Origin of the sequence: Salinicoccus sesuvii, from assembly GCF_042648145.1 — a bacterium.
Classification (GTDB): Bacteria; Bacillota; Bacilli; order Staphylococcales; family Salinicoccaceae; genus Salinicoccus; species Salinicoccus sesuvii.
In genome coordinates, this window is sequence record NZ_JBHRWV010000012.1 from 192,779 (window position 1) to 208,293 (window position 15,515).

The following is a 15,515-nucleotide window of genomic DNA, read 5'->3' on the forward strand; positions in this document are numbered from 1 at the left end:
AGGGGAGAGGATTATGGGGTTTAAGTATAGTTATAGGCAGTTTTTATTTGTTCTTGTGATGGCATGTTTCTTCACTTTACTTACAAGTAATAGCACTTATATCTATGAAGAAACTCGTATTTCAGCGGAAGAGGTTACAGAAAAGAAAGATGTAAATCAACAACTAGATGAACTATATATAAATGATCAAGAACCAGATTTAGAAGAAACCTCTACTGAAACGGATCTCGTTATAAGTGAGGAACAAGAGGAATCGACGGAAGACGATGAAGAAATAAAAAAAGACGATGGTAATCTGGAAGAAATAAATGAAGAACCCACTGAACTAGGGGACACTAATCTAGTCGATCCAAAAGAAGAAATAGAAGATAAATCACCTGAGGTATCTATAAAAGAGGATGAACAAGGTGAAATTTTCCAGTCCTTTCAAGTACAAGATCCTGGTCTAATTGATCTGACGCTTTTGGCCAATAAAAAATTAAATGCCAAAAAAAGTACCGTGAACGGCAAGGAACGAATTGAGTTAACATACTCAGGAAAAGCTCTTGCACGTCTTGACTTGGCATCTAAACCTTTTATTATTTTTTCACTACCACCGGAAATTATAAATACGATTCCTAAAGCTGAATTTTCAGGTTCATACAAAGTGACATCTTTGCTCGGAGTCAGTGGTAGCACTTATACAAATGAAAATTTTCAGATTAAAGACCAGCAAGTGTATGTGGAATTGAATGCTTCATCCTTAATAATCTTAGGATCCGAACATACTTTCACACTTAATATCGACCTTGACCAACTTCCGCCGACAGATACAGGAGTATACAATTTTAGTTCTGATATGACTAAACAAGTAGTTAATTTGTCTTTACTATCTGAGACTTCTGCATCAGCCACTTTAAAGGCCCCGGTTCGTCCTGCACCACCTATTTTCAATGAACCTATTTATGTGGCAGATACAGAAGTTACAGGAACTGGGCTACCGAACACAACCATTAGATTAAAAATTAGCGGCAATACTTATGAAGCTCGAGTCGATGGATCTGGTAACTTTACTGTATCTGTAATATCTCTACAGGTAGGGAGCGAAATTATTGGGCGTATCGTCGATTCCTCAGGATACGAAAGTGTGGATTCGAGAAGTATCGTCATCGAAGCACCAGACACAACTCCGCCAGATAGGCCCATCGTCAATCCAGTTTATAGCAATGAGAGTACTGTATCAGGTCAAGGTGAACCTGGCACAACAGTTCTCATTACGATAGAAGGGCAGGAGTATAGAGGGACTGTAGATTCGGAAGGCAATTTTTCAGTCCCTATCCCAATTCAAGCGCCAGACACGTTAATCAATGTTCGACTGATTGACGATGCTGGTAACGTGAGCCCTTCTGTTGAAACAAGAGTTATCGAAGCGACGATTGCTTTTCATATTGTTCCAAATGAGCTCTCTTTTCAAACCACTTCAATCGAGTCGATATCAACTAGAATACCCAGGAAAGAAGCTGGTTGGAGTCTTGAAGTAATAGATACTAGAGGTGCTGGCAGTCCCTTCAGCATCGTGGCAGAAGCTACAGAATTGAGCTCTGTTGATGGTTCGCACAAGATCCCGGATGCGCTTGTTTTTGTCGATCAGAATTCGACTAGCCGCTCTCTAAATAAAGGCGGTGTAGAGGTCTACTCTGGAAAGACGGGTAATGAACCAATTTCCGAAATCAGTTGGCCAAGCAATCAAGGTCCCCTAGTAGAAGTCAATCCAGGGGATGTTCGTGCCGGTAGGTACACCGCTACAATTACCTGGACTATTGTAGATGCTCCATAAATTATAGATTTATTAAATATTACTCATAAAGGAGAAAGATTAATGAAATTCAAAAAACTTTTGACTGCACTTTTAATAACGTCACTTTCTATATCCTCCCTGAGCGCCGTTGCAAATGCTGCAGAATCTGAGGCTGATATCACATTTACTGAAGGAGAAGAGACGCCAGATGTACTTGATCCGACAACGCCAGAAGAAACGTATGATCCAGACTCAGGTACACCAGGTGATCCGACAAACCCACCTACCGGCAACAGCGGACCGCTAACACTCGATTACGTTTCATCCTTTGAGTTCGGCAGTCATTCAATTGAAGCTAGTACACAAACTTACGAATCTACAACTTTGAGACCATTCATCCAAGTTACAGACCGTCGTGGGACAGGTGCAGGATGGAATGTAACCGCTGAAATGAGCAGTTTCACTACAGGTGAAGAAGAATCTGTTTCACTACCTGGTGCTCTACTCACCTTATCTGGAACATCTTTGACTACTACGAGTTCAAGTGGTGCACCAACAGTATCTGATACGATTGCATTAAGCTCAGATGGCACAGCTGCAAGCGTAGTGAGTGCAGGGGAAAACACAGGTCTTGGTTCATGGCTCGCGCGCTGGTTCCCTTCTACTGCAGGTGCAACGATAAACGACAATGTCGAACTTCAAGTACCTGCTGGTGCTGCGACGCTTGGCGACCATACAGCAACCATTACTTGGACATTAGAAAATACGCCGCAGTAAATAGTGGTCCTCCCAATGATGCGGTATCGCAATATTGGGAGGCTCTTTTAAATAGAGTGATCGAAAGGAGTTTTATAATGACTAGGCCATTCCAAGGCTTGATAATGTTCATTATGATACTTATAAGTTTTATTTTCTCAATCAGTGCAAGTGCTGATGAAAGGGTAGGTTTTTCAATTGAAGCGCAGCTCCCTGATAACCAAATAGATGCATCGGTGACTTACTACGATCTTCGTGTAGATTCAGATGAAGAACAAACATTAACACTGACAATCTATAATCATGAAAACGAACCGCTTTTAGTTAAGGGGCAAGTATTGAATGCCAGTACAAATAGTAACGGTTTAGTTGTCTATGAAGATAAGGAAGTGGATGAAAGTCTAAGCGAACCCATTACTGAACTGGTCGAGTTGTCGCAAGATGAATGGCGGATTCCGGCAGGTCAATCAATAACGATTGAAGCACAGCTCAACATGATAGACACATCATTTGACGGCATAAAGCTCGGAGGTCTTCGTTTTGAAAAAGCAGATGATGAAGACGATGAATCAGAAGGTGTGAGTATCCAGAATAAGTACGCTTATGTCATTGGGGTTAGGCTCTCTCAAAATGATAATGAAGTTGAACCCGAACTTGAACTTGATAGCATTATACCGGGTCTGGTCAATTACCGAACTGCAGTGACCGCGAACATACGCAACACTCAGCCAATTATGATGTCTGATATGAAGATTAAAGCGACTGTTTTTCGTGGAGATGAAACCGAGCCGCTTCATGCAGTCGAACAAGAAGAAATTAAAATGGCGCCGAATTCCGTCATGCCATTCGTCATTAACTGGGAAAACAGTCGCCTTGAAGCGGGCGAATATCGATTGGAAATGACCGCTACAGATGGAGAGAACGGTTGGCGATGGGATGAAGACTTCCAGATAAGCACAGAGGATGAAACGATTAATGAAGAAGCCGTTGAGTTGGATGAATCGACCGACGGACAATCAGCTCAACTCTGGTTAATTATAGGCCTAGGCGTGCTTCTCGTAGTCATCGTGATTCTAATTTTTTATATCCGAAAATTAAAGAAGAAAAGCGGCGCATAAATTAAAGCCCTCTAGTAACTACTAGAGAGCTCTAATTTAATGTATAACGAGTGAATCCAAATCTTTCGGATAGTTCGTAATCACTTCAGTCCCGGATTCTGTTAGCACGACTGTATCCGAATGTCTGAAGCCGCCGACTCCGGGAATATAGATACCGGGTTCAATACAGAATGCCATACCCGCTTCCAGCACAAGCTCATTGTCAAAGCGGAGCGACGGTTCTTCGTGGAAGCCAACACCAATACCGTGGCCAGTTCTATGGACCACATACTCTTCAAGTCCCGCTGTTTTGATGACATCCAGTGCCTTTTGATTCACTTCTCTCGCTGTTACGCCGACCTTGATGAAATCAAGTGCCGCTTGCTGAGCATGAATCATAACTTCGAACGTCTCTCGCTGTCTCGGTGTCGGTTCCCCGATAAAGAACGTACGCTCGCATTCCGCACGATAACCATTGAGTCCCACCTGACGGCTGTGGATGATGATATCCTTATCCTCGAGTCTTCTCGTATTGGAGAAGACGTGCGGCATATTCGTCCGCGGGATGCCGGAAGGGGACATGACGAAATAGTCTAATGTAGAGTTCGGGAAATGCTTTGGAACTTCTTTGAACAGATACTCATTGCCGTAGTAGTCAATTTCAAGTTCTGACATGCCCGCTCTTGCGTTGGTGATCGTTTTTTCCAGCGCTTTACTAACGAGTTTCCCAGAATGGCGCATCGCCTCGATTTCAGACGCGCTTTTCACTGCGCGCATCGTAGCGACTTCGTGTTGAATGTTGCGAATATCAAATCCCTGTTCCATCAATTTGAGTGTGATGTCTGTCGGGAGTGCATTATATTCAACGCCAACGGTACTGCCAGGCTTAAGTTTAGATATGACGATGTCGACTTGCTCATGATAAGACATACCGCCAGTCTTATGTTCCACTTCGTGGTACACATAAAGATGATCGGCATCCGTCTTTTCCAGTGCATGAGCCTCTTCGAGTGTTGGAATAATTAGGCTTTCTTGATTATCTTCGATGACGAGTAGAATCGGTCTTGAATAGAGTATGGCTTTTAACCCACTTAAGTAAAACTGGTTCTCAAAGTTTGAAATGAAAGCAACATCAATTCCGTTGTCTTTCATGAATGATTTTAATCGTTTGGTCCGTTGTTTGATTTGCAAAATATTCAACTCCTTTTCTGAATTGTAACAATAAATAAAAATATTATCACACGTTAAGAAAACGCAGTGAGATACTAAGATTGAATATAGAGATTAACATGTCACCGAACGCATCTATTCCGTATTTTCTTCAATGATGACATTCGCATTCAGAACTTGAACACGTTTGCCATTTAAATTGATAATGAGTTGGCCGCCGTCATTGACTTCAGTTCTCACATTTTCGCCTTCGTAATAAGCGATTTCTTCACCTGTCTGACTATAGACGGTAATTTTACGATCTAATCCTTCGGTGTTCGATTTGAAATTAGTGACAGTATCATCCCATAGTGTACATCCACCGAGGAGTACAGTTGCCACAAGTACAGACGACAATAATCGTTTCTTCATTTTAGGTCCTCCATTTTATTATTCAGTTATGTATTGCATTTTGATTTTATCATGAAGCTAAGGATTTGATGAATGGCAGACGCATACAAGTGATTAGACGATGCTTTGGATTTTGTAATGTATCGTTTTTCTTTTTTGGGGAATATAAAGAGTGAGGTGATTAATCATGGCAAGACAATTGCGTAATATGAATAAAGAGATGAATGGACTTATGAAACAGTTCGGTAGAGACGCAAACACGATATGGAAAAGAGGAATTGAATCGGCGCAAGTTTCACCCGACATCGTAAAGACTAATGATGGCAGAAGAGCGGTAGACCTTAAAGATCTGGATGCAAAATTGCAGAAAACCTTCAACTTATCGGATGAAGATACACTGACTGGGGTCTATCTGATATTCAAAAACTCAGACCTCTTCTATGTTGGGCACAGTACAAATATTGTGAGACGCTTGAAGCGACATTTTAGTAAACCTTTCGACAAGAAAGTAAGTCGCGAAGAGAAGCGTGAAAAACCGTTCAATACTGTATTGGAAAAGCGAAATATGAGCATTGTCATCTATAGAATTGCAGACGAGAAGCATGCGATGTTCAGAAAGACACTTGACCGGATTATTACGTACAATCAGATTCCCGAATACTTGAAACAGACACTGGGCAGTGGTGAGGATCTGGATAGCGGTACTCGGAGAAAACGCACCAGCTACAAACGGACAACAGCTTAGATGATAAAAAGGGAGCCTTTGAGGTGGTGCCCCCCAAAAGTTAGAGTTTTAATTATGCAGTTATCTGGCTGGTTTGAGTTCGGTATTGTACCGGGCTCAAGCCGGCCAGTTTTGTTTTAATCCGTTCGTGATTGTAGTACTGGATATATGTCTCGATTCTGCGTTTCAGTTCCTTGTAGGTAACAAGTGGTTCCCCATGATACATCTCCTGTTTCATGATGCCGAAGAAGTTCTCCATGGCCGCGTTATCCGCACAGGTGGCTTTTCGTGACATACTTTGGAAGATGTTGTTTTCCTTCAGTGTCCTTACCCATTTGCGATGCTGATAATGCCAGCCCTGATCGGAATGGATTGTCGTTCGGTAACGGGCGTCAGTTTTGATTGTCCCAATCGCCTGGCGGAGGGGCTGCAGGACAAAGTCTAGTGTTGGCTTATTGGAAATGCCATAGGAGATAATTTCTCCGTTATACAGATCCAGAATCGGATTCAAATAGAGTTTTTCATTAGCGGTACACTTGAATTCGGTCACATCGGTCGTCAGTTTCTGCAGGCGGATCGGTGTCCGGAACCGGCGATTCAAAAGGTTCTTCGCGACCTTACCGACGGTCCCCTTATATGAATTATAACGAGACTTACGAGTGAATTTGACACATCTCAGGCCAAGCGCCCGCATCAGTCGGTGCACCTTCTTATGATTGATCTGATAGCCCCTATTCCTTAATTCTAGGTGGATACGGCGATACCCATATTTCCCCTCATGCTTGTGGAAAACCGCCGAGATCATCGTTTTCCATTGACCATCCCGATCTACTTCCTTCATCCGTTGGATGTGATAATGGTACGTTGCTTCCGGAATACCGACCACGATTAATACAGCCTTCAGTCGGAACCCTTCCGCTTTGAGTTCGAATGCCAGCGTTGCCTGTGCTTTTCGAGATAGGCATCCGGGTTCTGCCGAAAAGCTTTCAACTTTTTTAGGTAGGCATTTTCCAGCCGAAGTCGCTCATTTTCTCTCTCGAGATGTGCTTCACGGGACAGTATGTTTCCTTCCTTGGATTGCTTTTCTTTTCTTTTTCCAGACATTGGAGCACGCCCTTTCGGTTTCGATTTGAGCCCTGCCAGTCCTTCTCTCTGGAAAGTCTTGTACCAGTTCGCGATAAGCGATGGGGTGTTCATATTAAACGTGATCGCCGTATCCTGGTAAGAAGCGCCCGTTCGTTTAATAAAGTGTATTACATTCAACTTGAATTGAACAGGATAAACCTGATTCGTTCGTTTCCTGCGTAACCCATCTTCACCGAACGCCTGATACGCTTTTGTCCATTTTTCAATCGGCGCTTTACTCGGGATGCCATATTTTTCAGCCAACAGGATATAACCCAGCGGCCCTGCCAAGTATTCCTTTACAATCATTAATTTAAATCTATCACTGTACTTCACCATACAAAAAACACCCCGAAAGTTAGATTTTTCACTCTAACTTTCGGGGTGCGGTACCTGATAGGCTCTTTTTTTAATCAATTAAACCGGCTGCGTAGAAAGGGCCGTTGACAGTTAACATTTCTAGGGTATCGGCCAGTGCTTCGCTGGACTCTTTTCTTCCATTTTCCACCCATGACCGCATCAACCCGACATGTGCATTGGTAATGTAGGCAATCAGATAATTCCTGTCAACACGAAGCTTATTTTCATCAATGAGTTGATGGCTATGGGTATGGTAGTAGTCGAACATGTAACTTCGAACTTTATATTCGAACTGATTGCCTCCGTGGTTGTTGAAAAGAGTAATAATCTTATCTGCATTATCATCAACATACTGGAACATTTCAGCAGCAATCTTCTTTGGCATACCGATGGAGAGTGGGTGTTGTTCCTCCTCTATATTCCGGGTAAGTATATGGACGAAATCCTCAAGCAATGTATTTTCGTAGGCATCAAGCAAATCATACTTGTCGAGGTAATGTTTATAGAAAGTACCCCGATTGATCAAGGCTGCTTCTGCGATATCTTTGATGGTCATTGCTTCGAATCCTTTTTCGCGGAGTAGCTGTGTGAATGCTGCATCAATGGCTCTCTTTGTTTTGATCATCCGCAGATCTAGTTTATCATGGGTCATGCTTTTCGCCTCTTTCCAAATAAGCAACAGTTGCGTATCATATGTTGAATAAGCAACTATTCGATATCAGATGATGGTTGAATTTTAAACGACACCGAGTAAAATAATGAACACGGTGTTTACTAACATATTAAACTTTGGAAAGAGGAAATGCAATGTTCGAAGATTTCAAGCATCTTATGAGAAGACCAATACTGATTATTACACTGCTCGCTATTGCGACAATTCCAGCCATCTATACTTCCATATTCTTAGGTTCGATGTGGGATCCCTATTCTCAGACGGATAATTTGACTATAGAAGTAGTCAATCACGACGAAGGATCCACGGTTGATGGGGAAGAGATTAACTTAGGCGCAGACATCGTAGAGGCGCTAGAAGACAATGACCGTTTCGACTGGCATGTGTCAGATCGTGAATCTGCCGATCGGGCACTTGAGCAGGGTAAGTCGTACGCTGTTGTCGTCATACCAAAATCCGCTTCAAATGATGCAGCGACACTACTTGATGAATCATTTGAAAAGGTATCAATCGAAATCGAGACGAATCCAGGCTACAATTATCTTGGCTCCGTCATGGGTGGTCAGGCAGGTACAGCAATCAAAGACGAGATCGCCCAATCGATTACAACACTTTACACAGAAAACCTGGTAGAGAGTCTCGGTGATATTAAAGACAGTAACAATGAAATGATTGAGGCATTAAGTGAAATGCAGGACGGTGTGAATGATTTGATTGCTGGCAGTGAGGACGTTCAGACCGGTATAGAAGACATCGGTTCAACCGTCGATTCATCTACATCGGAACTGGCATCGGGTAATCAGCAGGTAACCGATGGATTGAATCAACTCGATGAAAATCTTGCAGGCTATGAAAGCCAGGTGCCGCCACAAATGGCCGAGCCAGTTGCTGCCATGCAGGCTGGTGTCGATGATCTTATTTCAGGTAATACGGCTGTCCAATCAGGCATAGAGGACTTAGGTGACGGTGTCACGAATGGCACGGATGAGCTTGCTCAGGGCAATGCGTCTGTGACTGAAGGACTGAATGCGCTGGATGACGCGCTGACTGAAATGATTGAAGAAGTGACTTCAGGCAATGAACAGCTTGAAGCATTGTCACTCACAGAGGAGAATGCCTCTGCCATTGCTGATCCGGTCGATGTTGTAGAATCTGAACTGACTCATATCGGCAATTACGGCCAAACATTTGCACCATTCATCATCGCTGTCAGCTTATTTCTCGGAAGTGTTGCTTTCAGCGTCCTTTACCCACTTAACCGTGCTGCTGAAAACTACAAGAGCTTCATCCATATGACAATTAGCAAGTTGCTGGTTATTTTATCTCAGACACTCGTCACTTCATTGATTCTCAGTGCCGTGCTGCTCTTTGGATTCAATCTCAAAGTCGAGAATATGCCAACATTCCTCGGATTGCTTCTCCTGTGGAATTTGGCTGCGATGCTGGCCATCAGTGTGATGGTTGCCCTACTCGGTAACATTGGTAAATTTATCGCCATCATCTTCTTGATTCTGCAGATATCATCCAGTGCGAGCACATTCCCGATCCAGACTGCTGGTACGCTCTACCAGTACTTGCATCCCGTACTGCCAATGAGCTACGTAGTCACTGCCATGCGCGAAGCTGTCTTCGACTTCGAAGCCGCCTTAGCAACGAGTGATGCGCTCATTTATATGGCAGTGATTATCGGTGTTGCGCTCATACTGTTTACAGTCATCAATGCATTGAAGTGGAAATTTGTGAAGTTCGAACGTGTAACACGCGTAATGAGTCGCATAGAATACTAGAAATATAAATCGTTCTTTCATGATGGGTTTCGTAGTAATAATAATTAATGTTAGAATTGAATCCATTATGTGGATTTTACTACATTATATTACTATGCATCATGAAAGGACGATTCATTTTGAAAAAGTCACATAAAATTGTGATATGGGGTTTATCATCAATTGTTGTTGCTGGTGTTATTGTCGCAGGCGTTATAATGCTGATGTTTTCAGGTACTGCACAAGACTGGCTTAAAGCGAATCATGCGGAAAATGATTCCGAGGGCGAGTCTACAGCAAGTTCAGAGTCTGATGCTAAGGAACTCGAATCCTTGAGAGAGTCTGAGGAAATGTTTGAAGTATCCGACGAAGCGACAGAAACAGGCATACCAAGTGAGCGTCAGTTTGCAGATAGTATTCATTACATGACCCATCAAAAAGTTAAAGCTACTAAAAAATGGGGTCATCTAGAAATCACCGACGAGCGGCTCGAGCAGAAATACGAAACAGCTAAAGCGTCGAATTACGTCTATCGGGATTTTTATATGGAAACACTTGAGGCGTGGATGGATGGCGACTTTTCAAACGCAGTAGCAGTACATAATATCATTTGGAATGAACGTAACGGCACTATTGGCAAAGCAACGGGTCTGATGTCGCCGAGAGAAGAAATGGAATATAGGAATGAGCGTTTTGATTAAAGTATTTTGTGTATACTCATATAAAAGAGTGAAGTAATTTAAAATAACTGCACTGAAGGAGAAATGCTGATGCGACACCTTGGTACAAAGATATTAAAAACAGACCGCCTGCTCCTACGGCCACTCGTTTTAAATGATGCAGAAGCGATGTTCAAAAATTGGGCGTCGGATCCAGATGTGACAACGTATTTGTCATGGCCGGCCCATCAATCAATAGATGTGACACGACTCAGTTTGAAGTACTGGATATCACAATACGATAAGAAAGATTTTTATCAGTGGGCCATTGTTCCAGAAGACATGGATGCGCCTATTGGTACAATCAGTGTGGTCGATCATAACGATTCAGTCGCCATGGTACACATCGGCTATTGTATCGGTAAGCCCTGGTGGGGCAATGGATACGTGACAGAGGCTTTTTCAAAAGTCATCGATTTCTTCTTCAATGAAGTGGAGATACACCGCATCGAGTCAAAATATGATACGCGAAATCCAGGGTCTGGGAAAGTGATGGAGAAATGCGGGCTATTGTACGAAGGGACGACGCGTGGCTCTGATATCAATAACCAGGGGATATGCGATTCAGCACTATATGGTATACTCCGAAGCGACTATTTTCAAAACTAATAAGAAGAGCGGCCTTCTATTGAAAGGCTGCTCTTCTTATTTTGGTACAAAAATTAGGCAAGTACTGTACTTCTTGTATGATGTCTGCCGAGTGGCACAACGGACGGGGTACTTGAAATTGGATCTTCGACAACTACGGATTCGAGTTCAAACACTTGTTTGATGAGGTCTGGTGTGATGACATCATCTGGTTTACCCTCTGCAATCAAGTGACCTTTACGCATGGCGAAAATGTGATCTGCGTAGCGCGCCGATAGATTGATGTCATGGAGCACCATGACGATTGTCGTTCCGTGTATCTTGTTGAAATCCATCAACAAATCGAGTATCTCAATCTGATAGGTAATATCGAGAAACGTTGTGGGTTCATCCAAGAAAAGAATATCAGTTTGTTGGGCCAGTGCCATAGCGATCCACACACGCTGGCGCTGACCACCAGACAACTCGTCAATACTGTGATCTGCGAGTTCTGTAATGTTCATTGCTGCCATTGCGTCTGATACAGCTTCGTAGTCTGCGTTGGACCATCCGCCAAACAGTGACTGATGTGGAAAACGGCCACGTCCCACGAGATCCGACACTTTGATGCCCTCCGGTACAGTCGGTGATTGCGGAAGCATACCGAGTACTTGGGCAAATTTCTTCGGTCGAATTTTGGATACGGCTCTGCCGTCCAGTTCAAGTACACCTTGCGTGGGTTTAATGAGTCTGGCCATCGTTTTCAGTAAAGTGGATTTACCGGAAGCATTGGCACCGATGATGACACTGATCTTATTACTCGGAATTTCAAGACTGATATCGTGAAGAATTGGTTTGTTTTCATAACCAGCAACAAGGCCGTTCGCTCTATATATATGTTCTGCCATCATAATTCTCCTTTTTGATTCATTCTTATAAGCAGATAGATCAAGTAGGGTGCACCGATAATACCGGTGATGACACCTACTGGATATCTTGTTGTAAAGGCATGTTGTCCAACAAGATCACCTGCTAATACGAGTACGATACCGACAAGGCCCGCTGGCAACAGACTGGAAAATCCAGGTCCCGTAAGCCTTTTGGCAATGGGCCCAGCAAGAAACGATATGAATGCAATGGGTCCTGTGACAGAGGTAGCAATCGAGATCATGGCTACTGAACCAAGAATCAGTACAATTCGCGTCAAGTCAGCCCTGACACCGAGTGTTGTTGCCATTTGTTCCCCGAGTTCAAGCATACTTAGACTCCTGCTAAACATCAAGATCAGTGGAACAAGAACGATAACTGAGGCAGCGAGTATCGGAATGGAAGACATGGTCACACCATTTAGACTGCCATTTAGCCATCTCAGTACCGATGGAATATCTTGTTCTGCGCTAATGAGCATCATATAGGATATGGCTGCGTTCAGCATGGCTTGAATCCCAATACCAATCAGTATGAGTTTACCAATAGAGAATGCTTTCCCTCTTGATAATACGTACATTACTAGGACTGTGGCAAGTCCACCGGCAATAGAAGCAGAGGAAACGACTGAATTATTGGCACCTAATATGACGATGCAGAATACAGCGGCCATGCTGGCCCCAGTAGTGACACCGAGTACATTGGGATTGGCCAGCGGATTCCTCAGCATTGTCTGAAAGACATCCCCGGCAATACCAAAAGCGAAACCAACAAGTATGGCCGCAAGCATTCTCGGGAGCCTAAGTGTTGTGACAGTAAATGACACACCTTCAACCGTCTCCCCGAGTAGTGCTCGAATGACCTGTCCAACGGGATGGATCGTATTGCCTAGCATCAGCATCAGTACTGAAAGAGTAAGTGTCAAAATGAAGAGTAGCCCAGTCACTAGCATCCAGCGGTTTTTTCTTTTTTGTCTGCCTGCTTTAATCAAAGCGATATTGTTTGTCATAAGCGACCTACTTTCGACCGTATAGCGAGCGCAATCAACAGCGGGGCACCGACAAACGCTGTAACGACACCCACTTCAAGTTCACCTGGGCTACCGAGTATTCTACCAATCACATCAGATGCCGTTAGGATGATCCCCCCGAGTAGTGCGGAGAAAGGGATGACGAGTCTGAGGTCCGGCCCGAGCGTTAGTCTTACAAGATGCGTGGATAAAAGTCCAATGAACCCGATGGGTCCAGCGAGTGCTGTTGCGGCACCACATAATACGACAGCGCCTAATGAAGCAACAAGTCGAACAAGGCCTGTGCGCACACCGAGTCCTTTTGCTGCCTCGTCCCCAAGTGCCATCGCATTGAGCGCTGGAGAACAAACTACCGCAATAACCATCCCAAAAAGCAAGAAAGGTAAAAAGAGGAGAATGTTATCCCAATTGCCAGACCCAACGCTCCCGACTTGCCAGAACCTGAACTGATCCATGACATGTGAGCGTGGAATCATAACTGCTGTTACTAAAGAAGATAGTGCTGCACTTGTAGCCGCCCCAGCCAGTACCAGTTTCAAGGGCGTTGCCCCATTCTTTCCAAGTGATCCGATACCGAATACGAAAACTGCAGTAACGATGGCACCAACTAAAGCAAACCACATGTAGCTCGCTGCGCTGTTGATATTGAAATAAGCGATACCGGAGACGATGAAAAGCGATGCACCGGTGTTGACACCAAGAATACTTGGGTCGGCAATCGGGTTACGCGTCACCGATTGCATCAAAGCTCCGGAAACGCCAAGTGCCGCCCCACAAAGTAGGGCGAACACTGTCCTCGATATTCTTTTTCTGACGATATTCGCTTCATATGTTTCTACTGAAGGATTGAATAACCCGTCGAGTAGATGTTCCATCCCAATCATACGCGAGCCAAAGGCTAGCGAAGCACAAGCAGAGATGAGAATGAGAACGAAAAATACGAAGCTCCATTTTAAAATCAGTTCGGACACTTTGGCTTTTCTTTTCCGTATTAGGGGGAGCGCGTTACTCGGCCGCCTGATCAACTGCCTCACCAATCATTTCCATGTACTCATCAATCGTGTATGAAATGGATAACGGTGTTGGTGTGCCAGCGGCGACAATTGGGGAATCACTCTCGATAAATACAACAGAACCTCTTTCAATCGCTGGGATTTCACCAAGAAGTGGATCTGCCTGCAGTGTCTCGAGTAATTCCTGATTGCCATATCCAACAAGTATATCGGCTTCTGAGAGTGCCTGTGCGTTTTCACTACTCAAATTGAGCGAGTAGCTTTCTTCATCGTCAATCATATCCGTGACACCTTCAGGGACTGTCATGCCAAGTTCCTCAAGGAACTTTACTCTAGAATCAGCAGGTGTATAGATGTGCATTTGCGACAAGTCTTCAGCTGAGAAGTTCGTCCACACTACTTGTTTACCTTCGACTTGCGGATATTCGGCAACCTTCTCCTCAACGAGCGCTTCCGTATCTTCAATCAATTGTTGGCCTTCTTCTTCCATGCCCATACCTTTGGCATTCATCATTACTTGTTCACGCCAAGCTGTCGCCCATGGCGCTTCAGGGTATGCGACTACCGGTGCAATCTCGGTCAATAGATCGTAATCTTCTTGCGTAATCCCAGAGTAGGCTGCAAGAATCACATCCGGATTGGAATCGGCAATTGCTTCGAAATCAAGTCCGTCGGTGTCTTGGAAAACATTCGGGTTTTCCACACCGAGTTCATCCAGTCTTTCTTTTGTCCAAGGCAGAAGCCCGCTGTCGTCTTGGACACCGAAGTTTGCTGCTGAGAAACCAACCGGTTCAACACCAAGCGCGAGTGCGATGTCTTGGTTCCCCCATTGAATCGTCGCGATGCGCTCAGGCTGTTCTTCGATCACTGTTTCGCCAAACGCGTGTTCAATGGTCATTGGGTAACTGGTATTATCTTCAGTAGAGGATGCATCACTTTCTTCGGTGCTTTCTTCACTGGATGCGTCATCACTACCAGTTTCCTCAGAGGCAGTGTCTTCCTGGTTTGAGCATCCCACGATGAATACAAACATTAAAGCGATGATGAGTAGTGAAAAAAATGGGTGTTTTGAGAACGTGTTCATTCTATTCTTCCTTTCGATATTGTGATGGATTTTAAACATCGCTGAGGACGTTATCTATCCTTGAACTATGTAACAATTGTTTAATTGAAAATGATTATCATTACCAATTAACTTTAATCTATAGCTTTCCTAATTATCTGTCAAGAAGAATAGCAAATTCTTATGAAAAAATTAGATATTTCATACATTTATATGTTTATGGCATCTAATTAAAACAAAAACCGCCACAGGCTGAGCTGCTACCTCCTAAGTTTACAGATGAAATAAAAAATCTGTAAACTTAGGAGGTTTTTTAATGGCCAGACATCGCAGTTTCGAAGAAAAGATGGCGATTGTA

Annotated in this window: 16 protein-coding genes; 7 read left to right on the forward strand and 9 right to left on the reverse strand. The window is 43.7% G+C overall.

Translation table 11 applies throughout. The features are described from left to right. Nucleotides 1-13: 13 nt before the first annotated feature. From ACFOJ8_RS13215 to ACFOJ8_RS13225, 3 genes are all read left to right on the forward strand, one after another. On the forward strand, nt 14-1,816 hold the full coding sequence (locus tag ACFOJ8_RS13215) for an Ig-like domain-containing protein (RefSeq protein ID WP_380655487.1): 1,803 nt from the start codon (nt 14-16) through the stop codon (nt 1,814-1,816). A 42-nt stretch (nt 1,817-1,858) separates the two neighbouring features. Next, complete coding sequence (locus tag ACFOJ8_RS13220; RefSeq protein WP_380655485.1) at nt 1,859-2,554, forward strand: WxL domain-containing protein; 696 nt, start codon at nt 1,859-1,861, stop codon at nt 2,552-2,554. Nucleotides 2,555-2,631: 77 nt separating this feature from the next. Beyond that, the gene (locus ACFOJ8_RS13225) at nt 2,632-3,651 is read left to right on the forward strand and encodes a DUF916 and DUF3324 domain-containing protein (RefSeq protein ID WP_380655482.1); all 1,020 of its coding nucleotides are present in this window, start codon (nt 2,632-2,634) and stop codon (nt 3,649-3,651) included. 36 nt (nt 3,652-3,687) lie between these two features. Here ACFOJ8_RS13225 and ACFOJ8_RS13230 read toward each other — a convergent pair whose 3' ends face one another. Next, complete coding sequence (locus ACFOJ8_RS13230; protein WP_380655480.1) at nt 3,688-4,821, reverse strand: M24 family metallopeptidase; 1,134 nt, start codon at nt 4,819-4,821, stop codon at nt 3,688-3,690. 114 nt (nt 4,822-4,935) lie between these two features. After that, complete coding sequence (locus ACFOJ8_RS13235) at nt 4,936-5,211, reverse strand: DUF5052 domain-containing protein (RefSeq protein ID WP_380655477.1); 276 nt, start codon at nt 5,209-5,211, stop codon at nt 4,936-4,938. 166 nt (nt 5,212-5,377) lie between these two features. Here ACFOJ8_RS13235 and ACFOJ8_RS13240 point away from each other — a divergent pair, with 166 nt between their 5' ends. Continuing rightward, nucleotides 5,378-5,935 carry a GIY-YIG nuclease family protein gene (locus ACFOJ8_RS13240; RefSeq protein ID WP_380655474.1) on the forward strand — a complete coding sequence of 186 codons (558 nt, stop codon included), beginning with the start codon at nt 5,378-5,380 and terminating at the stop codon, nt 5,933-5,935. A 52-nt stretch (nt 5,936-5,987) separates the two neighbouring features. Here ACFOJ8_RS13240 and ACFOJ8_RS13245 read toward each other — a convergent pair whose 3' ends face one another. The 3 genes from ACFOJ8_RS13245 to ACFOJ8_RS13255 form a co-directional block, all read right to left on the reverse strand. Continuing rightward, the gene (locus tag ACFOJ8_RS13245; protein ID WP_380659940.1) at nt 5,988-6,851 is read right to left on the reverse strand and encodes an IS3 family transposase; all 864 of its coding nucleotides are present in this window, start codon (nt 6,849-6,851) and stop codon (nt 5,988-5,990) included. Continuing rightward, a complete protein-coding gene (locus ACFOJ8_RS13250; RefSeq protein ID WP_380655471.1) occupies nt 6,815-7,378 on the reverse strand; it encodes a helix-turn-helix domain-containing protein in 564 nt (187 codons plus the stop codon). The genes ACFOJ8_RS13245 and ACFOJ8_RS13250 overlap by 37 nt, the downstream gene beginning before the upstream one ends. 70 nt (nt 7,379-7,448) lie before the next feature. Next, on the reverse strand, nt 7,449-8,051 hold the full coding sequence (locus ACFOJ8_RS13255; RefSeq protein ID WP_380655467.1) for a TetR/AcrR family transcriptional regulator: 603 nt from the start codon (nt 8,049-8,051) through the stop codon (nt 7,449-7,451). A gap of 155 nt (nt 8,052-8,206) precedes the next feature. Here ACFOJ8_RS13255 and ACFOJ8_RS13260 point away from each other — a divergent pair, with 155 nt between their 5' ends. The 3 genes from ACFOJ8_RS13260 to ACFOJ8_RS13270 all read left to right on the forward strand — a co-directional run bounded on the left by ACFOJ8_RS13260 (nt 8,207) and on the right by ACFOJ8_RS13270 (nt 11,166). Beyond that, on the forward strand, nt 8,207-9,859 hold the full coding sequence (locus ACFOJ8_RS13260) for a YhgE/Pip family protein (protein WP_380655464.1): 1,653 nt from the start codon (nt 8,207-8,209) through the stop codon (nt 9,857-9,859). Between the two features lie 119 nt (nt 9,860-9,978). Next, a complete protein-coding gene (locus ACFOJ8_RS13265; RefSeq protein WP_380655461.1) occupies nt 9,979-10,539 on the forward strand; it encodes a DUF6241 domain-containing protein in 561 nt (186 codons plus the stop codon). A 69-nt stretch (nt 10,540-10,608) separates the two neighbouring features. Further along, nucleotides 10,609-11,166, forward strand: coding sequence for a GNAT family N-acetyltransferase (locus ACFOJ8_RS13270; protein ID WP_380655458.1), 558 nt, complete (start codon nt 10,609-10,611; stop codon nt 11,164-11,166). A gap of 53 nt (nt 11,167-11,219) precedes the next feature. Here ACFOJ8_RS13270 and ACFOJ8_RS13275 read toward each other — a convergent pair whose 3' ends face one another. From ACFOJ8_RS13275 to ACFOJ8_RS13290, 4 genes are read right to left on the reverse strand one after another with little or no spacing between them, the layout of a single operon-like run. Continuing rightward, complete coding sequence (locus ACFOJ8_RS13275) at nt 11,220-12,035, reverse strand: ABC transporter ATP-binding protein (protein WP_380655453.1); 816 nt, start codon at nt 12,033-12,035, stop codon at nt 11,220-11,222. Then, on the reverse strand, nt 12,032-13,060 hold the full coding sequence (locus ACFOJ8_RS13280) for a FecCD family ABC transporter permease (protein WP_380655448.1): 1,029 nt from the start codon (nt 13,058-13,060) through the stop codon (nt 12,032-12,034). The genes ACFOJ8_RS13275 and ACFOJ8_RS13280 overlap by 4 nt, the downstream gene beginning before the upstream one ends. Continuing rightward, nucleotides 13,057-14,052 carry a FecCD family ABC transporter permease gene (locus tag ACFOJ8_RS13285; protein ID WP_380657101.1) on the reverse strand — a complete coding sequence of 332 codons (996 nt, stop codon included), beginning with the start codon at nt 14,050-14,052 and terminating at the stop codon, nt 13,057-13,059. The genes ACFOJ8_RS13280 and ACFOJ8_RS13285 overlap by 4 nt, the downstream gene beginning before the upstream one ends. Nucleotides 14,053-14,086: 34 nt before the next feature. Next, a complete protein-coding gene (locus tag ACFOJ8_RS13290; protein WP_380655444.1) occupies nt 14,087-15,178 on the reverse strand; it encodes an iron-siderophore ABC transporter substrate-binding protein in 1,092 nt (363 codons plus the stop codon). Between the last annotated feature and the right edge of the window lie 337 nt (nt 15,179-15,515).